The 22,792-nt window shown below is 73.5% G+C and carries 24 protein-coding genes; 13 read left to right on the top strand and 11 right to left on the bottom strand.

The window, feature by feature from the left end:
- Positions 1 to 90: 90 nt before the first annotated feature.
- On the bottom strand, positions 91 to 663 hold the full coding sequence (locus NX794_RS32210; protein WP_258783200.1) for a TetR/AcrR family transcriptional regulator: 573 nt from the start codon (positions 661 to 663) through the stop codon (positions 91 to 93).
- 160 nt (positions 664 to 823) lie between these two features.
- Here NX794_RS32210 and NX794_RS32205 point away from each other — a divergent pair, with 160 nt between their 5' ends.
- From NX794_RS32205 to NX794_RS32180, 6 genes are all read left to right on the top strand, one after another.
- Positions 824 to 1,681 carry an AAA family ATPase gene (locus tag NX794_RS32205; RefSeq protein ID WP_258783199.1) on the top strand — a complete coding sequence of 286 codons (858 nt, stop codon included), beginning with the start codon at positions 824 to 826 and terminating at the stop codon, positions 1,679 to 1,681.
- The gene (locus NX794_RS32200; protein ID WP_258783198.1) at positions 1,678 to 3,030 is read left to right on the top strand and encodes a vWA domain-containing protein; all 1,353 of its coding nucleotides are present in this window, start codon (positions 1,678 to 1,680) and stop codon (positions 3,028 to 3,030) included. Before NX794_RS32205 ends, NX794_RS32200 begins: the two co-directional genes overlap by 4 nt.
- Before the next feature lie 106 nt (positions 3,031 to 3,136).
- A complete protein-coding gene (locus tag NX794_RS32195) occupies positions 3,137 to 4,111 on the top strand; it encodes a D-cysteine desulfhydrase family protein (protein ID WP_258783197.1) in 975 nt (324 codons plus the stop codon).
- Positions 4,112 to 4,415: 304 nt separating this feature from the next.
- Positions 4,416 to 4,862 (top strand): hypothetical protein, encoded by a 447-nt coding sequence (locus NX794_RS32190; RefSeq protein ID WP_258783196.1) that lies wholly within the window; start codon positions 4,416 to 4,418, stop codon positions 4,860 to 4,862.
- Positions 4,863 to 4,925: 63 nt separating this feature from the next.
- Positions 4,926 to 5,576: an RNA polymerase sigma factor gene (locus tag NX794_RS32185; RefSeq protein WP_258783195.1), complete on the top strand. Its 651-nt coding sequence runs from the start codon at positions 4,926 to 4,928 to the stop codon at positions 5,574 to 5,576.
- Positions 5,573 to 5,926 carry a hypothetical protein gene (locus NX794_RS32180; protein WP_258783194.1) on the top strand — a complete coding sequence of 118 codons (354 nt, stop codon included), beginning with the start codon at positions 5,573 to 5,575 and terminating at the stop codon, positions 5,924 to 5,926. Before NX794_RS32185 ends, NX794_RS32180 begins: the two co-directional genes overlap by 4 nt.
- 31 nt (positions 5,927 to 5,957) lie before the next feature.
- Here NX794_RS32180 and NX794_RS32175 read toward each other — a convergent pair whose 3' ends face one another.
- Positions 5,958 to 6,449, bottom strand: a complete 492-nt coding sequence (locus NX794_RS32175) for an FBP domain-containing protein (RefSeq protein WP_258783193.1) — start codon at positions 6,447 to 6,449, stop codon at positions 5,958 to 5,960.
- 66 nt (positions 6,450 to 6,515) lie between these two features.
- Positions 6,516 to 6,743 (bottom strand): DUF5133 domain-containing protein, encoded by a 228-nt coding sequence (locus NX794_RS32170; protein WP_258783192.1) that lies wholly within the window; start codon positions 6,741 to 6,743, stop codon positions 6,516 to 6,518.
- A gap of 125 nt (positions 6,744 to 6,868) precedes the next feature.
- Here NX794_RS32170 and NX794_RS32165 point away from each other — a divergent pair, with 125 nt between their 5' ends.
- The 4 genes from NX794_RS32165 (at position 6,869) to NX794_RS32150 (ending at position 11,041) form a co-directional block, all read left to right on the top strand.
- Positions 6,869 to 8,194 carry an APC family permease gene (locus tag NX794_RS32165; RefSeq protein ID WP_258783191.1) on the top strand — a complete coding sequence of 442 codons (1,326 nt, stop codon included), beginning with the start codon at positions 6,869 to 6,871 and terminating at the stop codon, positions 8,192 to 8,194.
- Positions 8,195 to 8,279: 85 nt separating this feature from the next.
- Positions 8,280 to 9,122, top strand: coding sequence for a hypothetical protein (locus tag NX794_RS32160; RefSeq protein ID WP_258783190.1), 843 nt, complete (start codon positions 8,280 to 8,282; stop codon positions 9,120 to 9,122).
- Between the two features lie 178 nt (positions 9,123 to 9,300).
- Positions 9,301 to 10,104 carry an SDR family oxidoreductase gene (locus NX794_RS32155; RefSeq protein ID WP_258783189.1) on the top strand — a complete coding sequence of 268 codons (804 nt, stop codon included), beginning with the start codon at positions 9,301 to 9,303 and terminating at the stop codon, positions 10,102 to 10,104.
- Positions 10,105 to 10,150: 46 nt separating this feature from the next.
- Entirely contained in the window at positions 10,151 to 11,041 is an 891-nt protein-coding gene (locus NX794_RS32150; RefSeq protein WP_428986004.1) for a helix-turn-helix transcriptional regulator, read from the top strand.
- 10 nt (positions 11,042 to 11,051) lie between these two features.
- Here the strand turns inward: NX794_RS32150 and NX794_RS32145 are convergent, their stop codons facing one another.
- Positions 11,052 to 11,987 carry a LysR family transcriptional regulator gene (locus NX794_RS32145; protein ID WP_258783188.1) on the bottom strand — a complete coding sequence of 312 codons (936 nt, stop codon included), beginning with the start codon at positions 11,985 to 11,987 and terminating at the stop codon, positions 11,052 to 11,054.
- 128 nt (positions 11,988 to 12,115) lie between these two features.
- On the opposite strand from NX794_RS32145, the gene NX794_RS32140 reads away from it, so the two are divergent.
- On the top strand, positions 12,116 to 13,324 hold the full coding sequence (locus tag NX794_RS32140) for a phospholipase D-like domain-containing protein (protein ID WP_258783187.1): 1,209 nt from the start codon (positions 12,116 to 12,118) through the stop codon (positions 13,322 to 13,324).
- Between the two features lie 151 nt (positions 13,325 to 13,475).
- On the opposite strand, the gene NX794_RS32135 is transcribed toward NX794_RS32140, so the two are convergent.
- The 3 genes from NX794_RS32135 to NX794_RS32125 all read right to left on the bottom strand — a co-directional run bounded on the left by NX794_RS32135 (position 13,476) and on the right by NX794_RS32125 (position 17,782).
- Positions 13,476 to 14,324 (bottom strand): RNA polymerase sigma factor SigF, encoded by an 849-nt coding sequence (locus NX794_RS32135; RefSeq protein WP_258783186.1) that lies wholly within the window; start codon positions 14,322 to 14,324, stop codon positions 13,476 to 13,478.
- 102 nt (positions 14,325 to 14,426) lie between these two features.
- Entirely contained in the window at positions 14,427 to 16,184 is a 1,758-nt protein-coding gene (locus tag NX794_RS32130) for a thiamine pyrophosphate-dependent enzyme (RefSeq protein ID WP_258783185.1), read from the bottom strand.
- 14 nt (positions 16,185 to 16,198) lie between these two features.
- Positions 16,199 to 17,782, bottom strand: a complete 1,584-nt coding sequence (locus tag NX794_RS32125) for an FMN-binding glutamate synthase family protein (protein WP_258783184.1) — start codon at positions 17,780 to 17,782, stop codon at positions 16,199 to 16,201.
- Positions 17,783 to 17,975: 193 nt separating this feature from the next.
- Between NX794_RS32125 and NX794_RS32120 the strand changes: the two genes are divergently transcribed.
- Together NX794_RS32120 and NX794_RS32115 are read left to right on the top strand one after the other, a co-directional pair.
- Complete coding sequence (locus tag NX794_RS32120; RefSeq protein ID WP_258783183.1) at positions 17,976 to 18,542, top strand: DUF2243 domain-containing protein; 567 nt, start codon at positions 17,976 to 17,978, stop codon at positions 18,540 to 18,542.
- Complete coding sequence (locus tag NX794_RS32115) at positions 18,542 to 19,399, top strand: cytochrome c oxidase assembly protein (RefSeq protein ID WP_258783182.1); 858 nt, start codon at positions 18,542 to 18,544, stop codon at positions 19,397 to 19,399. Before NX794_RS32120 ends, NX794_RS32115 begins: the two co-directional genes overlap by 1 nt.
- A gap of 33 nt (positions 19,400 to 19,432) precedes the next feature.
- Here the strand turns inward: NX794_RS32115 and NX794_RS32110 are convergent, their stop codons facing one another.
- The 4 genes from NX794_RS32110 to NX794_RS32095 are packed head-to-tail and all read right to left on the bottom strand — an operon-like array spanning position 19,433 to position 22,663.
- Positions 19,433 to 20,413, bottom strand: a complete 981-nt coding sequence (locus NX794_RS32110; RefSeq protein WP_428986003.1) for an SAM-dependent methyltransferase — start codon at positions 20,411 to 20,413, stop codon at positions 19,433 to 19,435.
- A complete protein-coding gene (locus tag NX794_RS32105; protein WP_258783180.1) occupies positions 20,350 to 20,994 on the bottom strand; it encodes a cysteine hydrolase family protein in 645 nt (214 codons plus the stop codon). The genes NX794_RS32110 and NX794_RS32105 overlap by 64 nt, the downstream gene beginning before the upstream one ends.
- Positions 20,991 to 22,130 (bottom strand): isocitrate/isopropylmalate family dehydrogenase, encoded by a 1,140-nt coding sequence (locus NX794_RS32100; protein WP_258783179.1) that lies wholly within the window; start codon positions 22,128 to 22,130, stop codon positions 20,991 to 20,993. The genes NX794_RS32105 and NX794_RS32100 overlap by 4 nt, the downstream gene beginning before the upstream one ends.
- On the bottom strand, positions 22,127 to 22,663 hold the full coding sequence (locus NX794_RS32095; RefSeq protein ID WP_258783178.1) for an EF-hand domain-containing protein: 537 nt from the start codon (positions 22,661 to 22,663) through the stop codon (positions 22,127 to 22,129). The genes NX794_RS32100 and NX794_RS32095 overlap by 4 nt, the downstream gene beginning before the upstream one ends.
- Positions 22,664 to 22,792: the final 129 nt, after the last annotated feature.

The raw sequence follows: 22,792 nt of genomic DNA, 5'->3' as shown, positions 1-22,792 counted from the left end.
ACGGCCTCAGGGGGCTGAACCGGGCGGCTTTCGCCGGGGCTGGGGCCTGCGGCAGCGGCCGTGCGGTGCGGTCGCTGCCGTCCCGCGTGCCTACGCCACGCCCGCCGCGTCGAGCAGGGCGGTGGCGGTCGCGGTGGCGAGGCCGTCGGACAGGTGCTCGACGCCCGAGCCGGCGCGGGCGGCGGCGCCGTCGAAGACGAGCAGGAGCTGGCGGGCGAGGAGCCCGGGGTCGTGGGCGCCGCCGCGCTCCGCCTCGGCGCGCAGCGTCTCGACCAGGCCGTCCTTCACCTCCCGCGCGACCTTGCTCGCCGGGTGCGCGGGGTCCTTCAGCTCGACCAGCGTCGCGAGGAAGGGGCAGCCGTGGTAGCCGGGCTCGGTGGAACCCTTCTCCAGCTGGGCGAAGACGTACAGGATCCGCTCGCGGGGGGTGGCGGCCTCCGGGTCGGGGTGGCGGAGACGGGCTCCGTACTCCGGGATCCGCCGGCGCAGGCTCGCGGCCAGCATCTCGTCCTTGCTCTCGAAGAGCTGGTACATCGACCGCTTGGAGACGCCCGCCTCCCGGCACAGCGCCTCGATGCCGATCGACACGCCGTCGCGGTAGGAGAGCCGGGCGGCGGCGTCGAGCAGCCGCTCGCGCGAGGACGGCTTGGATGGGGTGGCCATGCGTCGAGGCTACCGCGCCGGGGCCGCACCGGAAACCGATCGGTGTCCCCCGCTGGGCGTTCCCCTCGGCACCGCGATACCCCCGTGACAGTGGCGCTGAACAAGCGCTTAGATAGGCGCCGAGAGTACGGACCACTCCCCCGACCCGCCGGAGGCCCCGTTGTTCACGTCCGTCGACGACGTCTCCGCCCGCCTCGCCGAGACCGGCTACCTCGCCTCGCCCGCCGTCGCCACGACCGTCTTCCTCGCCGCGAGGCTGGGCAAGCCGCTGCTGGTGGAGGGCCCCGCCGGGGTCGGCAAGACCGAGCTGGCCAAGGCCGTCGCCCAGGTGGCCGGCGCCCGGCTGGTGCGGCTCCAGTGCTACGAGGGCGTGGACGAGTCCCGGGCCCTGTACGAGTGGAACCACGCCAAGCAACTGCTGCGGATCAGCGCGGGCCGCGACGAGAGCTGGGACGAGACCCGCACCGACATCTTCGGCGAGGAGTTCCTGCTGCCCCGCCCGCTGCTCACCGCCATCCGCGGCGACGAGCCGACGGTGCTGCTGATCGACGAGACCGACAAGGCCGACGTCGAGATGGAGGGGCTGCTCCTGGAGGTGCTCAGCGATTTCCAGATCACCGTGCCCGAGTTGGGCACGGTCACCGCGACCCGCCGGCCCTTCGTGGTCCTCACCTCCAACGCCGGCCGGGAGCTGTCCGAGGCACTGCGCCGCCGCTGCCTTTTCCTGCACATCGGTTTCCCCGAGGCGGAGCTGGAGCGGCGGATCGTACGGCTGCACGTGCCGGGCCTCGGCGCGGCGCTGACCGCGTCGGTGGTCCGGGTCGTGGGGGCGCTACGTGCCATGGACCTGCGCAAGGTGCCGTCCGTCGCCGAGACCGTCGACTGGGCGCACACCCTGCTGGCGCTGGGCGCCGACACCCTGGACGAGGCCGTCGTCCAGGACACCCTCGGGGTCCTCCTCAAGCACCAGGACGACATCCGGAAGGCGACCGCGAAGCTGGACCTGGAGACGCTGTGAGCGACGTCGCCGAGCGGATCACCTCGCTGGTCGGGGCGCTGCGCGCGCACGGGGTGCGGATCGGCACCGGCGAGAGCGTGGACGCGGCCCGCGCGGTGGAGACGCTGGGGCTCGCGGACCGGGAACTGCTGCGCGAGGGCCTGGCCGCGACCCTGCTGCACGGCGTCGGCCAACGGGCCGTGTTCGACCCGGTCTTCGACCTCTACTTCCCGCGCGGTGTGGGCGGCCCGGACGGTGGACCGGCCGACCGCGCGGCCCTGCGGGACCGGCTGGCCGCCGCGCTGGCGGCCGACGACCCGGCGGCGCTGGCCCGGTTGGCGGCGGAGGCGGTCGACGGCCTCGGCGGGTACGGGAGTTCACCCGAGTCGGACGGCTGGTCGGCGTACCAGACCCTGGAACGGCTGCGCCCGCAGACCCTGTTGGCCCGGGTGCGGGCCGACGTCCGGGGCCGGGGGGTGAGCGGTGCCGGCTTCACGGACCGGTTGCTGGACGACGAGCTCCGGCGCCGTATCGAGGAGTTCCGGCGGCTGGTCGGGGCCGAGGCACGGCGCCGGGTGGCCGAGCGGCGCGGCCGGGACGAGATCGCGCGGCGGGCCGTCCGGCCGACCGCCGACCGGGTCGACTTCCTGTTCGCGAACCGGGACCAACTCGCCGAGCTGCGCCGGGCGGTACGGCCGCTCGCGCGCAAGCTGGCCACCCGGCTCGCCGCCCGCCGCCGCCGGGCCGCGCGCGGCACGATCGACCTGCGCCGCACCCTGCGCTCCTCCCTGTCCACCGGCGGCGTCCCGATGCGGCCGGTGCTGCGCAGGCGCCGCCCGGCGCGCCCCGAACTGGTGCTGCTGTGCGACGTGTCGGGCTCGGTGTCCGGGTTCTCGGACTTCACGATGCTGCTGGTCCAGGCGTTGCACGACCAGTTCGGCAAGGTCCGCGTGTTCGCGTTCGTCAACCGGCTCGACGAGGTGACCGGCCTGCTCGATCACGGCCGCGCCGACCCGGAGGGGCTCGGCGCCCGCATCCGCGCGGAAGCCACGCTCACCGGCTGGCACGGCAGCAGCGACTACGGCGCGGCGCTGGGCGAGTTCGCCGAGCGGTACGGCTCCGCGGTCGGCCCGCGCACGACGGTGTTCGTGCTCGGTGACGCCCGCACCAACCTGAGCGACCCGAACCTGCCCGCCGTACGCGAGATCGCCGGCCGGGCCCGCCGCGCGTACTGGCTGAACCCGGAGCCGCGTGCGCAATGGGGCACCGGCGATTCGGCCGCGCCGGCGTACGCGGAGCTGGTCGAGATGCACGAGTGCCGGACGGCACGGCAGCTCAGCGGGCTGGTGGCGCGGCTGTTGCCGGTGTGAGGGCGCGCCAGGGGTGGTGTGATGGTCACCGGTGCGACGGCGTGACCGACCGCCGCCCCACCGGTCCACCGGTCACCCGCCGCCGCACTCCCCCAGGATGTCCGTCATGAGCCACCCGCCCGTCGCCCTCGCCACCTACCCCACCCCCGTCGAGCCGGCGCCCCGGCTCGCCACCGCCCTCGGGCTCGGGCCGGAGGACCTGTGGGTCAAGCGGGACGACCTGACCGGGCTCGGCGGCGGCGGCAACAAGGTCCGCAAGCTGGAGTGGACGGTGGGCGCGGCGCTCGCCGAGGGGGCGGACACGCTCGTGACCACCGGCGCCCCGCAGAGCAATCACGCCCGGCTGACCGCCGCGGCCGGTGCCCGTCTCGGCCTGGACGTCGTCCTGGTGCTGCGCGGCTCGGCGGGGGCCTCGGGTTCCGGGAACCTCGCCCTTGACGGCCTGCTGGGCGCCCGGCTGTCCTGGGCCGGCGAGGTGGACCAGGCCGGCCTGGACGCGGCGGCGGACGCGGTCCGCGTGCGGCTGCGGGCAGCCGGGTCCCGGCCGGCGCTCATCCCCTTCGGCGGCTCCAGCGTGCTGGGCGCGCGGGGGTACGTGCGCTGCGGTGCCGAGTTGCGCGAGCAGGTGCCGGACCTGCGCACCGCGGTGGTCGCGCTCGGCTCGGGCGGCACCATGGCCGGGCTGGTGGCGGCCCTGGGACCCGGTTCGGTCCTCGGCGTGGACGTGGGCGCGCTGACCGACCCGGCGCGGGCGGTGGTCCGGTTCGCCGCCCCGCACACCGCCGAGCCGCTGAGGGCAGAGGGGCTCCGGGTCCGCCGGGACCAGGTGGGCGCGGGCTACGCGACGCTCACCGGCCCGGTGTCCGAGGCGCTCCGTCTCGCCGCCCGTACCGAGGGCCTCGTCCTCGACCCGACCTACACCGGCCGCGCCCTGGCCGGACTCCGGGCGGCCGTGGCCGACGGCACGGTCCGCCCCGGCGGGAAGACGGTCTTCGTCCACACCGGCGGCTTGCCGGGGCTGTTCGGGCACCGGGACGCCGTGGCGTTCGCGGAGGAGGGGGCGGGGACGTTCCCGGAGTGACGGGCGGCGCGGGGAGGACAGCGGTCGGGGCGGAAGCGACCGGGGTCGGGGCGGGGGCCGTGGCGGTCGGGGCGGGGGCCATGCGGTCGGGGCGGGGCGACGGTGGTCGCCGCGGGGGGCGACGGCGGCCGGCTGCCGGCTCCGGCCGTCGTCTGCCACGGGCCGGCCGCCCTGCGGAGGGGGCGTGGGCGGTGGGTGAGAATTCCTCGGCCGGTACCCGCAACCTCCGCCGGGGCCGGACGTCTCTCGGGGTGGAGGCCTCCACTTCGACAAGTAGTCCGACCCCGAGCACCAGAAGGAACCCATGTCCGCACACCGTGTCCCCCGTCCGATCCGTGCCCGCAGGCTGCGCGCCGCCGTGGGGGTCTCCGTCGTGGGTGCCGCGCTGGCGGTGGCCGGCGCGATGACCGCCCAGGCGGCCCAGAGCGACGGCAGCGCCCCCGCCCACTCGGCCACACCGTCCCCGGTGCCGGCCACGCCGGGCACCAAGGCGACGCCCTCGCCGGTCCCCTCCACGCCGGGCCGCACCGCGACCCCCAAGTCGGTCCCCTCCACGCCGGGCCGCACCGCGACCCCGAAGCCGGCGCCGTCCGCGGCCACCCCCACGCCCGTCCCGTCGGTCCCGGCGCCCGCGTCCGCGTCGCCCACGGCCGCCCCCGCGCCACGGCGCCCGGCACCCGTCCCGTCCTCGGCTTCACCCGTCCCGCACCACCGTCACGCCGTACCGGCGCCGGTTCCGCAGCAGCACTGAGGCAGGACCGGAGCGGGGGAGCCGTCGCGCGGCGGCTCCCCCGCTCCCGGCTCCGGGAGACCCATGACGACAGCCACACCACCGGCGGCCGGCCTGCGCTGGAGCCTGCCCTGGCGACGGTTCGGACAGGCGCCGCTGCCTCGCCTCCTCGCCCGGACCCGCACGGGCGGCACGGCACCGACAGCCTCCGGCACCGCCGTGGGCGGTCCCGCGCTGGACGCCGAACGCCCCTCTGGTATCGAGGAGTTGTACCACCACCGCCGACTGTCCCTGGTGCGGCTCGCGGTGCTGCTGGTGGACGACGTGCCCACCGCCGAGGACGTCGTACAGGACGCCTTCACTGCCCTGTTCCGCCGGCACGGCCACCGGCTCGGTTCTCTGGACGACCCGGAGGCGTATCTGCGGACCAGCGTGGTCAACGGCGCCCGCTCGGTGCTGCGTCGGCGCAGGACCGTACGGGCACACCCGCCGGCCCCCGAGGGGCATGCCCCCGCCCCGGAGGAGGACGTGCTGCTCCACGAGGACCACCGCGAAGTCCTGGCGGCGCTAAGGACCCTGACGTCCCGTCAGCGCGAGGTGCTGGTGCTGCGCTACTGGTCCCATCTGACCGAGGCCGAGATCGCGGCGACACTGGGGCTGTCCCGGGGCACCGTCAAGTCCACGGCCAGCCGCGCCCTGGACGCGCTCGGCCGACGCCTGGAGGGGCTGCGATGAACGACTACGGCGACTCCGGTACGACGACCGCGCCGGCCGGCGTCGAGGACCGGCTGCGTGCCGCCCTCGCCGCGCGGGCCCGTTCGGTCGGCCCGTCCGACCTGCGCCCCCGGCGTCCGCCGACCGGACCGCCGGGCCCCCGGCTGCGCCTGCGGCACGCGGTGGCGGGTGTCCTGGCCCTGGCCGCCGTAGTGGCGCTGGTCCTGCTCACGGCGCACAAGGACACGCCCCGCCCGACCGAACCGGCCCACTCCCCACACCCGGCCGTCAGCACCCCGCCGCCGGCCCGGCCCTCGGCCGCGAGCCCCACCCCGAACCCGTCCCCGACCCCGACCCCCCAGTTTCCCTGAGACGGCGGCACCACCGGCAGTGGGCGCCGCGTCACGCGGTGACCTTGGCGACGAAGGCCCTGAGGTTCGCGACGGTCCGCTCGATCTTCTGCTCCAGGGTGAGCGACTCCGGGAGGCGTGCGCCGACGCCCGCGTCCTTCTTGCCCCGGACGTACAGCGGGCAGGCGAGATCGCTGCATATGTAGGCGCCCACGGAGTTGCCCTGCTGCCCGGCCCTGCCCGCCCTGGCGGCGACCATGAGCGAGACGCCGCCGGTGTGGGTGGTCAGGCAGAGCGAGCACATGCTGCGCCGCGTCTGCCAGGAACCGGCCCCGGTGCCGCGCAGGGCGACCGCCACCGGACGGCCGTCGACGTCGGCCACGAGGTAGGCGCGGTCCGGGGCCTGGGGGTCGCGCCAGCCGAAGAAGTCCAGGTCCTCCCAGGGGCGCTCCCCCAGATCGCGCGGTACGGACAGCCGCTTGGCCTCGCCCTTGGTGCAGTTCACGAAGGCAGCGCGGATCTCCCGCTCGGTCAGTGGTCTCATGAGCGGAAGGCTAATTTGCCTAAAGGTTTTAGGCAAACGGCTTATTTGTTTAGTGTGCCTGTCGCATCAGGCGGTGAGCAGGGAGTCGTCCTCGGGGCGGGCGCCGGGCAGTCGGTGCCGGGCGGCGATGAGCGCCGCGTCGATGTCCCGGGTGCCGGTCGACACACAGAGCGTGTACGCGAGGTCGTCCATGCGCTGGCGTACGTCGGCACCGCCGTTCTCGGCGTGCAGGATGCGGAGCGCGTCGTACTGTTCGACGAGGTTGCGCAGGACTGCGGGATGCGCCATGAGCATCTGGTGTCGCCCCTCTGTTCATTTCATGGGTGGTACATCGACATCGATCCGGTTACCCCGGGGCCCGGCCGCCACACCTGTGTCTTCGGACGCGTGTTTCCCGGGCGGCGGGGGACCCAGAGTCCATGTCTCCGGTTCGGGAAACGTCGTCGGACGCGGTATCCGGCACCCCGCTCAAGAGGGCCCTCACCACGCCGCTGCTGTACTTCTTCATCCTGGGGGACGTCCTGGGCGCCGGCGTCTACGTCCTGGTGGGGCAGGTGGCCGCGGACGCCGGCGGAGCGGTGTGGGTGCCGCTGCTCATCGCCCTCCTGCTCGCCCTGCTGACCGCGGCGTCCTACGCGGAACTGGCGACGAAGTACCCGAAGGCGGGCGGTGCCTCCCACTACGCGACCAAGGCGTTCGGCCCGTTCGCGGGCTTCGTGGCCGGGTTCTGCATGCTCGCGGCCGGTGTCGTCTCCGTCGCCGCGCTGGCCCGGGGCTTCGGCGGCGACTATCTGTCGGCCTTCGTCAGCCTGCCCGTGGGTGCCGTCGCCGCGGTGTTCCTCGTCCTGCTGGCCGCGCTGAACGCCCGGGGCATCCAGGAGTCGACGCGGGCGAACGCGGTCGCCACCGTGATCGAGGTCGGCGGTCTGCTGATCGTCGTCGTGCTCGGCGCGTGGCTGCTGCTGCGCGGTGACGGCGACCTCGGCCGCCTCGGCCGGCTCGGTACGCCCGGCGAGAGCGCCGCCGGCGCGGTGCTCAGCGGTTCCGTCCTCGCGTACTACTCCTTCGTCGGCTTCGAGACGTCGGTGAACGTCGCCGAGGAGACCCGTGATCCCCGGCGCTCCTACCCGCGCGCGCTGTTCGGCGCGCTGGCCACCGCCGGCGCCGTGTACGTGCTGGTGGGCATCGCCGCGTCCGCCGCCGTGCCGACCGGGCGGCTGGCCGCGTCCAGCGGGCCGCTGCTGGAGGTGGTGCGGGCGGCGGGCGGGGTGCCTCCCCGCCTGTTCAGCGTCATCGCGCTCGTCGCCGTCGCCAACGGGGCGCTGCTCACCGGCATCATGTCCTCGCGGCTCGCTTACGGCATGGCCCGCGACGGGCTGCTGCCCGCCGTGCTGCCCGGCCGCCGTACGCCCTGGGTCGCGATCGCCGCCACCACGGCGCTCTCGGTGGTCCTGGCCCTCACCGGGAGCGTGGCCACCCTGGCCTCGACGCTGGTCCTGCTGCTGCTCGTGGTCTTCTTCCTCGTCAACGTCGCGGTCCTGCGGCTGCGCCGGGACCCCGGTACCGCCGGCCACTTCCGGGCCCCGACCGTCGTCCCCGTACTGGGCGCGGTGTCCTGCGTCGTGCTGGCCACCCGGATCGAGGCCCAGGTGTGGTGGCGCGGGCTCGTGGTGCTCGGGGTGGGCGCCGTACTGGGCGCGCTCGGTCACCGTGCCGCGCGGCGCAGGCGCGCCCGCGGCGGATGATCCGGCTCAGGGCGGTCCGTGGGACGCGGTGCCCGGACGGCGATTCGCGCGTCCGCCGGTCGCCTCCGCTGCCTAGGCTCGGCGCGTGGGGCAGCCGGAGCAGCGCGCCGAGGGCGCGGGACCGTTCACCACCAGGCTGACGTGGCGTCTTCCCGACGGCGGCACGGCGGTCTGGGAGTCGAGGACCGCGCGGCGGCGGGGTGCGCTCGCCGTCCGTCCGCCCGGTGCGGCGGAGAGCCGCCGGGTCCGGGCGGACGCCGTCGCCATCGGCCGGCTGCGCAGGCTGGGCGGCATCGCCGCGATCGCCTTCGTCGTCGGCGGAGCCCTCTTCGCGACCGGCGCCGCCGTCGCCCTGTTCGGCTCCGGCGACGCCACCGAGTGCGCGTCGATCTACTTCGCGGGCGGTCTGTTCTTCAACACCGGCGGCTACGCGGCCCTGCTCCAGGTCGTCAACGCGCCCCGCCGACACTCGGCCGGCGAAGCCCGGCTGACCTCCCGCCGCTGGCGGTGGTGGAGTTACGAGCCGATGCGGGTGGACTGGCTGAGCGGGTTCGTCCTCCTGGTCGGCACACTAGTCTTCGGCGTCAACCTGCTGGACTCCTTCCTGCGGGGCCTGAGCGTCCAGCAGGTCGACCGGCTGATCTGGGTGCCGGACGTGGTCGGCTGCGTGCTGTTCCTCGTCTCGGGACACCTGGGCTTCGTGGAACTCCGCCACGGCCTGCCCCGCGTCCGCGCACGCGGCCTGGGCTGGTGGATCGTCGCCGTGAACCAGTTCGGCTCCGTCCTGTTCATGGTGTCGGCCCTCGCCGCCTACACCCGCCCGGCCACCGGCACCCTGGTGAGCGCCGACATCGCCAACTGGGGCACCTTCACCGGCGCCCTGTGCTTCTCCCTGGCCGGCGCCCTCCAGCTCCGCGAACACCCTTAGGGCGACGGCCTCGGCTGTTCACCCGCCGCGTGGTGCCGAACGCGATGTGCCGGGCAAGGGTGGCTCTCGCGGTACCTGTATCACCAGGATCTCCCGGACGCCCAGGACGCCTGCCAACCTGCCTGAGTCGTTTCCGTTCAGCCGCACCACGCTTCCACGGCAGAAAGGCCGAAGACCCATGGCGGACAACCGGTTCACCCCTCACGCAGACCTTTTCGACCTGAGTGGGAAGTACGCACTCGTCACCGGCGGCACCAGGGGCATCGGGATGATGATCGCGCGCGGCCTTCTCCAGGCGGGCGCCCGCGTCGTCATCAGCTCACGCGATGCGGACACGTGCGCGGAGGCGCGGCATCTCCTGTCCGCGTTCGGCGACGTTCGAGCGATCCCCGCCGACCTGTCCCGGCACGACGAGTGTCAGCGCCTCGCTGATCTCGTCAAGGCCGACTCGGAGCGCCTGGACATCCTCGTCAACAACGCGGGAGCCATGTGGCGCGAGCCGCTGGAGACCTTCCCGGACGAGGCCTGGGACGCGGTGATCGACATCAACCTCAAGTCGCCGTTCTGGCTGGTCCAGGCGCTGCTCCCCGCACTTCGCGGGGCGGGCACCGCCGATGATCCCGCGCGGATCATCAACATCGGCAGTATCGCCGCCATCCACGTCGCCGAGTCGCCCAACTACTCCTACGCCGGCAGCAAAGCGGCACTCCATCAACTCACCAGAGTGCTGGCCCGGGAACTGGGTCCCCAGCACATCACGGTGAACGCGGTGGCCCCAGGACCGTTCCCGTCGCAGATGATGGCCGCCACGCTCGACGCCGTCGGCGACACGATCGCGGCGAAGGCCCCGCTGCGTCGGCTCGGCCGCGACGACGACATGGCGGGTATCGCCGTGTTCCTCGCCGGCCGGGCCGGTTCCTACCTCACGGGCACCATCATCCCGGTCGACGGCGGCATCGCCACGACCGCATCAGGTACGTAGGCGTCGGCGCGAGACCTCGCCGGCGGACAGCGCCTAGGGTGAGGGGGTGGCCACGATCGATCTACGTACTGAGATCAAGGAGTTCCTGACCTCGCGTCGCGCGCGGATCGCGCCCGAGCGGGCCGGACTGGCCGCCTACGGCGGCAACCGCCGGGTCAAGGGTCTGCGTCGCGAAGAGGTGGCTCTCCTGGCCGGGGTGTCGGTCGACTACTACGTGCGGATGGAGCGCGGCAGCCTCGCCGGTGCCTCCGACGGGGTGCTCGACGCGTTGGCCTCCGCCCTGCAACTTGACGAGGCCGAGCGCGATCACCTGTTCCACCTCGCGCGGCAGCCCGGGGCGCCCAGCGGTCCACGCCGCCGGCGATCCGCCGTGACGGTGCGTCCGGCGCTTCAGCGGGTACTCGACGCCATCACCGACGCGCCGGCCTGGATGTGCAACGGCCGTTATGACGTGCTGGCCACGAATCGACTTGCCCGCGCGCTGTATTCACCGGTGCTGGCCGACACGCGACGGCCGGCGAACACCGCGCGGTTCGTGTATCTGGATCCCGAAGCGGCGAGAACGTTCTTCGTCGACTACGACCGGATCGCCCGCGATGTGGCCGCGAAACTGCGCATGGAGGCCGGCCGCGATCCGCACGACGAGGAGTTGATCGCCCTGGCCGGTGAATTGTCCACACACAGTGAACTGTTCCGGCAGCGGTGGGCGTCTCAGGACGTTCGGCTCCACCGATCCGGAGTCAAGCGGGTGCACCATCCGGTGGCGGGCCGGCTCGACCTGGACGTCGAGTCGATGGAGATGTCCGCCGAACCCGGCCTGCTCCTGAACGTCTACACCGCGCCCGCCGGCACGGCGACCGCGGACGGTCTGGCCCTGTTGGCGTCGTGGGCAGCCGGCCAGGAGACGCCGGCTACCGAGATTCGAGCACACGGCTGACATTCCGGCCTCAGTGTGGGATCGCCCAGTCCGGCGTCCAGGTCCCGGTGCGGTCCTGGCCGGTGGCGGTGGCGGCGAGGTGGGCGCGGAGGGTGGTCAGTGCAGGGTGGGGGTTGTCGCGGTGCCAGAGGAGTGAGTGCGGGTAGACGGGCGTCGGGTCGGTCACCGGGATGAGCCGCAGACCGTGGCCGGCGGGCCAGACCAGGCGGGTGTCCCGGCCCATGAGGGTGGCCAGGGCGGGGGTGTCGGCGATGGTGTCGAGGAGCGCGTCGGAGCCGAAGTTCGGGCCGGTCGCCTCGATGGTGAGACCGAACTCGGCGGCGAGGTCGTCGTAGTAGGCGGCCCACTCGGTGCCGGGGACGATGCCGGGCATCCAGATCCGGTGTCCGACGAGCTGAGCGAGGGTCACGGACCGGGCGCCGGACAGCGTGTGCGCGGGTCCGGTGAGGAGCTGGAGCGGCTCGTCGAACACCCGGGCGGAGGCGATGCCTTCGGGCAGCGGCCGGCCGGGCATGGCGACGGCGCGGAAGGACGCGTCGATCTCGCCGGACCCGACGGCGGTGACGGCCGTCTCCACGTCGAACAGCCACACCACGTCCAGCTCGATCCCCGGATGCGCGCGGTGGAAGCCGCGCATCAGGCCCGACGGCGCGACACGGGAGGCGATGACATCGACGCGCAGCGGTCGGCGGGCGAAGTCCACGGAGGCCACGGCGCGTTCGGCGACGCGCAGCAGCTCGCGCGCGTGCGGCAGGAAGGCCTGCCCGTCGATGGTCAGCCCGGCGCCCCGCGCGGTCCGGGTGAACAGCCGCACGCCGAGCCTGCGCTCCAGCGCGGCGACGCGCTTGGAAACGGCCTGCTGGGTGACGGCCAGCTCGACGGCGGCTTCCTGGAACTGCCCCGCGTCGGCGACGGCGACGAAGGTCCGGACGGCTTCGAGGTCCATGCCCACACCTTACGGACCGCGCGCGCCCGGCCCGGCCAGGCCGGAGTGACCCGTCGCGCCCCGGGCATGTGGTTGTTCGGGCTCGGTCAGGGGCCCGCTTCGTTCTGATGGTCTCTGGGAGATTCGGCGTGATACTCGACGGCATACCGGCGGTCCCCGCCCGCGACACCGCGTCCGACGTGGAAGCGCGCAAGCAGCGGCTGCGCCGTCGGCTGGAGCGGCTGATCGGGGTGGCCGCCACCGAGGGGAACGAACTGGTCCGGCTGCGCAACGGTGACGAGATCTTCCCCGCGATGCTGGGCGCGATCCGGTCGGCACGGCACACCATCGACATGATGACGTTCGTGTACTGGCGGGGCCAGATCGCCCACGACTTCGCCGAGGCCCTCGCCGACCGGGCCCGGGCGGGGGTACGGGTACGGCTGCTGCTCGACGGCTTCGGCGCCCAGCGGATCGAGGGCCGGCTGCTGGACCTCATGGACAGCGCCGGGGTGCAGGTGTCCTGGTTCCGGCGGCCGGTGTGGCTGTCGCCGTTCAAGCAGAACCACCGCTGTCACCGCAAGGCGCTCATCGTCGACGAGCACACCGCCTTCACCGGCGGCGTCGGTATCGCGGAGGAGTGGTGCGGCGACGCCGGCGGCCCCGGCGAGTGGCGCGACACCCATGTCCAGGTGCGGGGTCCGGCCGTGGACGGCATCGCCGCCGCGTTCGCGCAGAACTGGGCCGAGTGCCATGAGGAACTCTTCGACGACCGTGACCGCTTCACGGAACACCCGCAGCCCGGCTCGTCGGTGGTGCAGGTCGTCCGCGGCTCGGCGAGCATCGGCTGGCAGGACATGCAGACCCTGATCCGGGTCATGCTCACCTCCGCCGAGGAACGCTTCCGGCTGGCGACCGCCTACTTCGCCCCGGACCCCTACTTCGTCGGCCTGCTCTGCGAGACCGCCCGGCGCGGTGTGCGCACCGAGATCCTGCTGCCCGGCCCGCACACCGACCAGCGTGCCTGTCAGCTCGCCGGCCAGCATCACTACACCCGGCTGCTGCGGGCCGGGGTGCGCATCCGGCAGTACCAGCCGACCATGATGCACGCCAAGATCATCACGGTCGACTCGGTCGCGTCGCTGATCGGATCGACCAACTTCAACCGGCGGTCCATGGACCACGACGAAGAGGTCATGCTGGCCGTCCTGGACGAGAAGTTCACCGCGTCGCTCGACCGGGACTACGACGCGGACCTGGAGCGCAGTGTGGACATCGATCTCACCCGGTGGCGGCGGCGGGCGGTGCTGCAACGCGCCAAGGAGACGATGGTCATGCCGGTCCGGCGCTTTCTCTGAGCCCGGCGCTTTCTCTGAGCCCGGCGCTTTCTCTGAGCCCGGCGGCTCCGTCGAGGCCGCCGGCACCCGAAAGGGGTCCGGCCGACGATGCGGACCGGACCCCGGAGGACGGAGAAGGGCGGATCACGGCGAGCCGCGATCCGCCGCCGGCTCAGCTCGTGCTCAGCATGCCCTCGCGCAGCCGGGCCACCAGGCGGGAGATCAGCCGGGAGACATGCATCTGGGAGACGCCGAGGTGTTCGCCGATCTGCGCCTGCGTCAGTTCCTCCACGAACCGCCAGTGGATGATCTTCCGGTCGCGTTCGTCGAGTTCGGCGATCATCGGGGCGAGGGCGTGGAAGTCCTCCACCAGACCGAGGGCCGCGTCCTCGTCGCCGATGAAGTCGGCCAGCGCCGCCTCGCCGTCCTCGCTGCCGCTGATGGCCGCGTCCAGGGAGGCGGACTTGTAGCCGTTGGAGGCCAGCTGGGCCTCGACGACCTCGCTCTCGGGAAGGCTCATCAGCTCCGACAGCTCCCGCACCGTCGGTGTCCGGCCCAGGCGGCTGCGCAGTTCCTCGTTGGCGCGGGCGAGCTGGACGCGGGCCTCCTGAAGGCGGCGCGGGACGTGCACGGCCCAGGAGGTGTCGCGGAAGAACCGCTTGATCTCACCGACGATGTACGGCACGGCGAAGGAGGTGAACTCGACCTCCCGCGTCAGCTCGAAACGGTCGATCGCCTTGATCAGACCGATCATGCCGACCTGGACGATGTCCTCCATCTCCTCCGGGCCCCGGCTGCGGAACCGGGAGGCCGCGAACCGGACCAGGGACATGTTCATCTCGATCAGCGTGTTCCGCGCGTACTGGAACTCGGCCGTGCCCTCCTCCAGCACCGCGAGCTGGTCGAAGAACACCTTCGACAGCTCACGCGCGTCCCTGGGCGCGACCTTGGAGGGTTCCGCGATCTCCGGGACCTCCGCAACGTGCACCCTGTGCCCCGCGGTCTGCACGGTCGTCGTCATCCTGCGCCCCTACCCAGTCGATCGGTTTCGTCCTCGCCGGTCCACCGCCCCGGCAGAGGGGCGTCTACCCGGGTCGGCGGCCGGCATGCACAGGAATTTCCGTCAGTCCTCGTCGCCGTGACTGCGGACGGCCTCCTTCACCTTGGCCACCGCGAACCCCCAGCCCTGTGCGACGGTCGGCTTGGCCGGTACGGCGATCTCGTCGGGGTTGGTCAGGACGTCGAGCAGCACCGGGCCCGGCGCGGCGAACGCGCGGCGCACCGCGCTGTCCAGGTCGCCCGGGTCGGTCACCCGGATACCGGTGATGCCCATGGCCTCGGCGACGGCGGCGAAGTCGGGGTTGTCGAGGACGGTGCCGAACTCGGGCAGGCCGACCTGCTCCTGTTCGAGCTTCACCATGCCGAGGCGGCGGTTGTCGAAGACGACCAGTTTGACCGGGAGCCGGTACGTCTTGAGCGTCATGAGGTCACCGAGCAGCATGCTCAGTCCGCCGTCGCCGCAGAAGGCCACGACCTGCCGCTCACGGTCCAGCACCTGCACGCCCAGCGCCTGCGGCATGGCGTTGGCCATGGAGCCGAGGTTGTAGGAGCCGATGAGGCGGCGCTCGCCGCGCATCTCCACGAAGCGGGAGAGCCACACCGTGGCCATGCCGGTGTCGGAGGTGAAGACGGCGTCGTCGGCCGCGACCCGGTCGACGACGGCGGCCAGCGCCTCCGGGCGGATGTCGTGGTCGCGGTTGTCCAGCGCGGACCGGATCCGGCCCACCACGCCCTTGTCGTGCGCGGGGTCGGCGAGCCGGGCCTGCCGCTCGCGCCACTGGTCGAAACGCTCGCGCGACTTCTCAAGATGCGAGCGGTCACGGGCGCCGTCGGAGCCGGCCGGCGGGGCGTCGAGGCGCCCCAGCAGGTCGCGTACGGTGGCGCCGGTGTCGCCGACGAGCCCGATGTCGACCGGCACCCGGCGCCCGATGTGGGTGGCCTCGGTGTCCACCTGGATCACGTTGCGGCCCTCGGGATACCAGTCCCGGTAGGGGAAGTCGGTGCCGAGCAGGAGCAGGGTGTCCGCGTCCTCAAGAGCCGACGCCGCGGCGGGGTTGCCGATCAGCCCGGTCTGGCCGACCTGGAAGGGGTTGGTGTCGCCCTCGAAGCCAGCCTTGGCCTTCAGGGTGAGGACCATCGGCGCGGCCAGCCGGTCGGCGAGGGCGAGGACGTCGGCGCGGGCGGCGCGGGCGCCCTGCCCGACGAGCATCGTGATCCGCTCGGAGCGATCGAGGAGTTCCGCGGCGCGGCGGACGGCCTCGTCGTCGGGCCGGCTCAGCGGAGGGTTCAGGGAGAACCGGGCCGGGCGGTCGGTGGTCAGCTCCCGCTCACCGAGGTCGCCGGGCACGGTGAGGACGGCGACGCCCTTGCGGCCCAGCGCGGTGCGCACCGCCGTCTCCAGCAGCTGCGGCAGCTGGTCCGGCGAGGTGATGGTGGCGCGGAAGACGGCCACGTCGCTGAAGAGGGCGTCGTTGTCGACTTCCTGGAAGTAGTCGCTGCCGACTTCGGCGAGCGGCACCTGCCCGGCGATCGCGAGTACCGGGGCGTGGCTCTTGGCCGCGTCGTACAGGCCGTTGAGGAGGTGCACGGAGCCGGGTCCGACCGTGCCCATGCACACGCCGAGGGTGTCGGTGAGCTGGGCCTGGGCGCTCGCGGCGAAGGCGGCGGCCTCCTCGTGCCGGCAGCCCACCCACTCGATGTCCTCGGTGGTGCGGATGGCGTCGGTCAGGGGGTTGAGCGCGTCTCCGACGACGCCGAACACCTGGCGTACGCCGAGTTCGCCCAGGGCGTCCACGATCACGCCGGCGACGGTACGGGTCACTTGGTTCCTCCAGCTCAAACGGTGAATCGGTCGGGGTCGGCGGCGTCCCAGTCGGCCGCCCAGGTGGCCGGCGGCTCGGCGAGCAGCTGCCCGGGCGCGAGCCACTCGTACAGGTCCGCATAGGAGCGGTCGGTCGAGGGGTCGACGCGCCGGCGGAGCATGTGCGGGCGCAGGTCGGCGGGGTCGCTGACGCCCATGGACGCCATGATCTGCAGGGCGCTGGCGACGGTCGCCTCCTGGAAGCGCCGGACGCGGGCCGTCTTGTCGGGCACGTCGAGGGCGCGGGCGCGGCGCGGGTCCTGGGTGGTGACGCCGGTGGGGCAGGTGTTGGTGTGGCAGCGCTGGGCCTGGATGCAGCCGACGGCGAACATCATGGCCCGCGCGGCGTTGCCGTAGTCGGCGCCCTGCGCCAGGCGTTTGACGAGGTCGGTGCCGGTGGCGATCTTGCCGCTGGCACCGATCCTGATCCGGTCGCGCAGGCCGGTGCCGACGAGGGCGTTGTGCACGACGTGCAGTCCCTCGGTGAGCGGGGCGCCCACGTGGTCGGCGAATTCGAGGGGCGCCGCGCCGGTGCCGCCCTCGGAGCCGTCCACCACGATGAAGTCGGGTGCCGTGCCCTCCTCCAGCATCGCCTTGCAGACGGCCAGGAACTGCCGGCGCGAGCCCACGCACAGTTTGAACCCGGTGGGCTTGCCGTCGGACAGCTCGCGCATCCGGGCGAGGAAGCGGACGAGTTCGCGCGGGGTGGAGAACACCCGGTGGTACGGCGGGGAGATGACCGTCCGCCCCTGGGGGACGTCCCGGACCCGGGCGATCTCGGCGTTGACCTTGGCTCCGGGCAGTACGCCGCCGATGCCGGGCTTGGCGCCCTGCGACAGCTTCAGCGACACGCACTTGACGTGGTCGTGGGCGGCCTTGTCGGCGAACTCGTGCGGGTCGAACTCGCCCTTGTCGGTGCGGCAGCCGAAGTACCCGGTGCCGATCTCCCAGACCAGGTCGCCGCCGGGGCGCAGGTGGTACTCGGAGAGGCCGCCCTCCCCGGTGTCCTGGGCGAAGCCGCCGGCCGCCGCGCCTCCGTTGAGGGCGAGCACCGCGTTGGCCGACAGGGAGCCGAAGCTCATGGCCGAGACGTTGAGCAGGGCCATGTCGTAGGGGCGCGTGCAGTCCGGGCCGCCGATCCGCACCCGCGGCGCCTCCTCGGGCACCGGGCAGGGCGCCATCGAGGGGACGAGGTACTCGTGGCCGGGCTGGTAGACGTCCCGTTCGGTGCCGTACGGCTCCTCGGCGTCGGTGCCCTTGGCGCGCTCGTAGACGATGCTGCGCACGTCCCGGTCGAAGGGGCGGCCGTCGTAGTTCCGCTCGATGAAGTACTGCTGGAGCTCAGGGCGGATGCGCTCCAGCAGGAAGCGGGCGTGGCCGAGGACCGGGTAGTTGCGCAGCACCGAGTGCCGGGGCTGCAGCAGGTCCCGGATGCCCAGCGCGGCCACGAGGGCGAGCGGTACGGCGGCGAACCACCAGGCGGGCGAGACGCCGACCGCGGCCGCCACCGCCCCGAGGGCGGCCAGCAGGATCAGGAGGACGATTCCGACGCGTGTCACACCTGGCGCTTTGCCCGGTTACCGATCACCATGCACGTTCCGGCGCCGTGATCAAGCCCGACGGTCGAACGACGGCCACCACGCGGCAGCGGAATCCGGTGGAAGACGGCCGGATCGGGTGATTGGCGGACGCCCGGAGGGAAACGCTGTCCCGGAACGTGTGCGGCGGACGGTCGACGATACGGAGGACGAGATGGCCACCACGGCGGGCCCGGCCCGAGCGGCGACGACCGCGCCGGACAGTCTGCGGCTGCCCGGGATCGTGCTCGGCGTGGGTCTCGGCGGGTTCGTCGACGGCATCCTGCTGCACCAGCTCCTCCAGTGGCACCACATGCTGACCAGCACCGACCACGACCACATCGGGGTGAAGTACTACGACCCCCACACCGTCTCGGGGCTGGAGATGAACACGGTGTGGGACGGCGTCTTCCACGCCGTGTGCTGGATCGCCGTCCTGGTGGGACTGGGCGTCCTGTACGCGCGGGTCACCCACCGTCGCCGGGCGGTGTGGACGTCACGGGTGCTGTGGGGCTGGATCCTGGCCGGCTGGGGCCTGTTCAACCTGGTCGAGGGTCTCCTGGACCACCAGATCCTGGGCATCCACCATGTGCGCGGCGGCCCTCACCAGGCGTGGTGGGACGCCGGGTTCCTCGTCCTCGGTGCCGTGTTCGTCGTCGCCGGGTATCTGATCCAGCGCGGTGGCCGGCCGTTCGACCCCGAGGCGCCCCGCGGTGACGGCCGGCCGGCGGAGCGCGCCTGATGGGCGGCATGCCCGATCACGGTGGCGGCATGCACCACGGCGGGGGCGGCACCGGCCCGCTGGAGCCCGTGCTGACCGCGCTGGTGCTGCTCGCCGTGGCCGGCCTGTACCTGCTGGCGGTGCGGCGGGCCCGGCGCCGCAACCCGGACCGGGGTGGGAACCCCTGGCGCTCGGCGTCGTTCCTCACCGGGCTGGCGCTGCTCGCCCTGGCCCTGCTGCCGCCGCTGGCCCCGGCCGCGCACACCGACTTCCGGGGGCACATGGCCCAGCACATGCTCATCGGCATGTACGCGCCACTGGCCCTGGTGCTGGCCGCGCCGGTGACCCTCCTGCTGCGCGTCCTGCCCGCTCCCCGGGCCCGCCGGCTGACCCGCGTCCTGCACAGTCCGCCGGCCAGGGTGCTGACGCACCCGGCGGTGGCGCTCCTGCTCAGCACCGGCACCCTGGCCGTCCTGTACTTCACACCGGTCTACGACACCGCCATGGCGCACCCGGCGGGGCACCGGCTCCTGCACGCCCACTTCCTGGTCTCGGGCTGCCTGTTCGCCCACGCCGTCGCCGGTCCGGACCCGGCGCCCGCCCGGCCCGGTGTGCGGGCCCGGCTGGTGTACCTGGGCGTGGCGATCGCCGTACACGCCCTGGTCGCGCAGGCCATGTACGGCGGGTTCCTCATCGACATCCACGCGCCCATCGGCCAGGTCCGCCAGGGCGCGGAGATCATGTACTACGGCGGGGACATCGCCGAACTGCTGCTGGCGGGCGCCCTGGTGGCCACCTGGCGGCCGGAGCGCCGCCCCCGGCCCGCCGCCGCGCCGCCCGGCCGGCCGGCGGGCGTGGGCGCGGCGGCACCGCGCTGAGCCGGCCGGACGCTCACGGAGCGGGACGGGCTCTCACGGAGCGGACCTGGCCACCGGCGCCCAGCCGCCCCTTCCGGCCGCGGGTACCGTGGCGAAGACCCAGCGGTTGGCGGCCAGGGCGTCGTCGGGCTCGGGCCGCGGGCCGCGGCCGTGCAGGGCCGTGAAGTCGAACGGGGTGCGGACCCGCACCGTCCAGCCGCGGTCGGCGAGTTCACCGGCCGAGTCGGGACGGGGCCGGGTGTCGAAGAGGGACAGCAGGTCGATGCCGAGGCGCTGCCGGGCGGCGACGTACACCGGGTTGGCGCGGACCCGTGGTGACTCGCTGACCTCCTTGATCTCGTACGCCAGGCCGCTGCCGGACGCGCTGAGCCGGTCGACGGTGGCGATCAGCCGGCGCTCGGCGGAGGCCGGGAGATAGAGCAGCAGCCCCTCGGCGAGCCAGGCGGTCGGCTCGGCCGGGTCGAAGCCGGTGTCCAGCAGCGCCTCGGCCCAGTCGTGGCGCAGGTCGGCCGCGAGTGTCCGGCGCTCGGCCGCCGGCACCGCGTCCGCGCGGTCGAGCACCGCCTGTTTGAAGGTCAGCACCTCCTCGGTGTCGATCTCGTGCACCGTGCAGCCCGGCGGCCAGTCCAGGCGGTACGCCCGGGAGTCCAACCCGGCGCCCAGCAGCACCACTTGGCGCACCCCGGCGCGTGCCGCGCGGAGCAGCCGGTCGTCCAGGGCGCGGGTGCGCAGGGCGAAGTAGCGGCCGAGCCGGCCCCAGAGGGGGTCGGCGTCGCCGCCGGGCACCTGGTCGGGGTGGACCGGCCAGTCGGCCGAGACCGGTGCCGCGCGGACGAAGTGCTCCGCGAAGGGGTCCCGGGCCAGGGCGTCGGGGCGGTGGGTCTCGATCGCGCGGGCGGCGGCCACCAGCAGGGCGGTACGGCCGACACCCGCCGCCACGCCCTGCGCGCTCACACCGGTGGGGGTACGCACGCCTCCTCCTTCGGTTCGGGGACGAGTGCCGGGACGGTCCATGCCGTGGGGTCGTCCGCGGTGACGGTCCGGGCGCCGTACACGGCGCGCATGAAGCGCAGGACCGCGTCGTCCGGCAGGTGCAGGGCGGTCGTGCAGTCGCTCAGGACGGTCACGTGGAAGCCCTTCTGGAAGGCCGTGCGGGCGGTGGAGTCCACGCACACGTCGGCGTACAGTCCGGCGAACACCAGGTGCCGGGCGCCCCGCGCGCGCAGGTGCTCCTCGAAGCCCGCGCCGAGGAACGCGTCGAAGCAGGCCCGCTTGGTGAAGACCGCCTCGCCGGGCTCCGGGAGCGGACCGTGGAACTCGGCGCCCCACGATCCCTCCAGGCACTTCGGCCGTTTGCCGAGCCGCTGGTCGCGCAGCCGCCATCCGGCGCCCTGGTGCTCGGGGTCCCCGAGGAACCGCACGAACACCACCTCCACGCCCCGTGCGCGGGCGGTCTCGGCGGCGCGGACACTGGCGGCGACGACCGCGTCGAGGACGGCGGGGTCGCCGCCGAAGCGGGCCCTGGCCACGGGACCGGCGCAGAAGTCGTTCTGCAGGTCCACGAGGACCAGGGCCGTGTCCGTCGGTCCGGTCATGAGCCGCCGGCCAGGGCGGCGTCGGCGTCGCCGACCCGGGGCGCGCCGACCGGTGCCAGCGCGTCGAGCAGCGCGTCCACCACCCCGGTGGTGGTGTGCCGCCCGCCGACGTCGGGGGTTCCGACGCCGTCCACGGCCAGGGCGGTCAGCGCCGCCTCGGTCGCGGGTACGGCGCCGTCGCACCCGGCGTGCCGCTCGGCGACGAGGGCCGCCGCGCGGATCGTGGCCACCGGATTGACCAGGTCCCGCCCCGCCAGGTCGTCGGCGGAGCCGTGCACGGTCTGGTACTCGACCAGGCCGGCCACCCCGGGTTCGAGGCAGACGTTCTCCGTGCAGCGGTTCTCCTGCCGGTCGGAGCCGAACCGGTCCAGCAGCATGACGTGCATGATGTCGGCCCATTCGTTCCCGGCGATCAGCAGGGTGCGGTCCGGCAGGCCGTGGGCGAGCAGGTTGCGGTTGACCGTGTCCGGCTGGAACACGTCGATCCGCACGCCGTGCCGGTCGGCGAGCCCGGCCACCCAGGCGTCGAACGCGCCGTCCAGCAGATGGAACTTGTACGCCATCACGATCCGGCCGAGCCGGCCGTCCGGCCAGGTGTGCCGGGCCCGGGCCAGCGCGTAGCCGACGACGGCCTCGGTGATCTCCCGGCTGAAGGTGAGGGTGCGGGTGACCTCGCCCTCGGTGTGCCGGTTCTCGCCGGTGTAGAAGCCCTGCGCCTGGTCGCGCACCAGGAGCAGGGACTTCTCCCCCGCCGTGAGGTGGTCGACCTTCACGGCCCGCAGGCGCCGGCGGACCAGGTACAGGGACTGGGCGTTGATGGCGGTGCGGAAGACGGCGGTCGTGCCGCCCTCGGCGCGGGCGCGGCAGAACCGTTCGTAGTGCTCGGCGTCCTCGGCCGTCAGCTCCCGGATCCGGGCGATGTCCCGCTCGGCGCGGAGCGAGACGTAGGAGTGGTACAGCCGCGGGGACCGCACGATCTCCACGCCCGCCGGGTGGGCGGCGGTGAGCGTGCCGAGCACCCGCTCGAAGACCTCGGCGAGTTCGGGGCCGGTGCCCCGGCCGACCGCGAGCCCGACGACCGGCCCGGCTCCGGCCGACGGCACGCCGGCGCCGCCCTGGTGGACGATCCGGGTCACCGGGACGTGCCGGTGGTCAGGTGGTCGCCGGGGATGCCGGACTTCTCCGGGCGGTAGTAGTCGCGGATGCCGTCCGCCCATGCGGAGACGGCCACCCGGTCGCCCCCGTCGGGGCCGAAGGCGTCGAACAGCGCCTCGATGTTGGGCCGTTCGAAGCCGATGGCGGTCATCAGGGCGACGAAGTCGGGGCGGGTGACGTGACCGTCGCCGTCCGGGTCGCCCAGGGTGGCGAGCGCGTCGGCGAACTCGTCCACGGTGGCGTCGAAGCGCTGCGGGTTGAGGACGATCGCGGTGAACTCCTCGGGGCTGATCCGGCCGTCGCCGTTGGCGTCCAGCTCGGTCACGAGCGTGTCCCAGTAGCGGCGGAAGGCACCGAGCAGCCGGTCCTTCGCGGCCTCGTCGGCCGCCGGTACGGCGGCGGCGACCCGGTCGCCCATCAACTCGAAGTCGGCGGGCTCGATATAGCCGTTCCCGTCGGCGTCGAAGAGGGAGAAGACCAGTCGGACGCGGTCGGTCGCCTCGGTGGTGGCCATGGTGAAACACCTCTGCTTTCCGGTGGGTTCCCCGGGGCCCTCACCCCGGCGGCTGATCCACTATCCAGCCGTGCCGGGTGCCCGGACCGGCACAAGCGAGGGCTTGCACACGAACGGGCGGAATCCAGC

Origin of the sequence: Streptomyces pyxinicus (assembly GCF_024753135.1) — a bacterium.
Classification (GTDB): domain Bacteria; phylum Actinomycetota; class Actinomycetes; order Streptomycetales; family Streptomycetaceae; genus Streptomyces; species Streptomyces pyxinicus.
Note: the sequence above shows the minus strand (reverse complement) of the source record. Positions and strands in the feature narration are given on the sequence as shown.

Bases quoted from the DNA above. Each gene is read 5' to 3' on its own strand.
- NX794_RS32210 (WP_258783200.1), bottom strand. From the start codon at position 663: ATGGCCACCCCATCCAAGCCGTCCTCGCGCGAGCGGCTGCTCGACGCC.
- NX794_RS32195 (WP_258783197.1), top strand. From the start codon at position 3,137: ATGAGCCACCCGCCCGTCGCCCTCGCCACCTACCCCACCCCCGTCGAG.
- NX794_RS32190 (WP_258783196.1), top strand. From the start codon at position 4,416: ATGTCCGCACACCGTGTCCCCCGTCCGATCCGTGCCCGCAGGCTGCGC.
- NX794_RS32185 (WP_258783195.1), top strand. From the start codon at position 4,926: ATGACGACAGCCACACCACCGGCGGCCGGCCTGCGCTGGAGCCTGCCC.
- NX794_RS32180 (WP_258783194.1), top strand. From the start codon at position 5,573: ATGAACGACTACGGCGACTCCGGTACGACGACCGCGCCGGCCGGCGTC.
- NX794_RS32175 (WP_258783193.1), bottom strand. From the start codon at position 6,449: ATGAGACCACTGACCGAGCGGGAGATCCGCGCTGCCTTCGTGAACTGC.
- NX794_RS32170 (WP_258783192.1), bottom strand. From the start codon at position 6,743: ATGCTCATGGCGCATCCCGCAGTCCTGCGCAACCTCGTCGAACAGTAC.
- NX794_RS32165 (WP_258783191.1), top strand. From the start codon at position 6,869: ATGTCTCCGGTTCGGGAAACGTCGTCGGACGCGGTATCCGGCACCCCG.
- NX794_RS32155 (WP_258783189.1), top strand. From the start codon at position 9,301: ATGGCGGACAACCGGTTCACCCCTCACGCAGACCTTTTCGACCTGAGT.
- NX794_RS32145 (WP_258783188.1), bottom strand. From the start codon at position 11,987: ATGGACCTCGAAGCCGTCCGGACCTTCGTCGCCGTCGCCGACGCGGGG.
- NX794_RS32135 (WP_258783186.1), bottom strand. From the start codon at position 14,324: ATGACGACGACCGTGCAGACCGCGGGGCACAGGGTGCACGTTGCGGAG.
- NX794_RS32120 (WP_258783183.1), top strand. From the start codon at position 17,976: ATGGCCACCACGGCGGGCCCGGCCCGAGCGGCGACGACCGCGCCGGAC.
- NX794_RS32115 (WP_258783182.1), top strand. From the start codon at position 18,542: ATGGGCGGCATGCCCGATCACGGTGGCGGCATGCACCACGGCGGGGGC.
- NX794_RS32110 (WP_428986003.1), bottom strand. From the start codon at position 20,413: ATGGACCGTCCCGGCACTCGTCCCCGAACCGAAGGAGGAGGCGTGCGT.
- NX794_RS32105 (WP_258783180.1), bottom strand. From the start codon at position 20,994: ATGACCGGACCGACGGACACGGCCCTGGTCCTCGTGGACCTGCAGAAC.
- NX794_RS32095 (WP_258783178.1), bottom strand. From the start codon at position 22,663: ATGGCCACCACCGAGGCGACCGACCGCGTCCGACTGGTCTTCTCCCTC.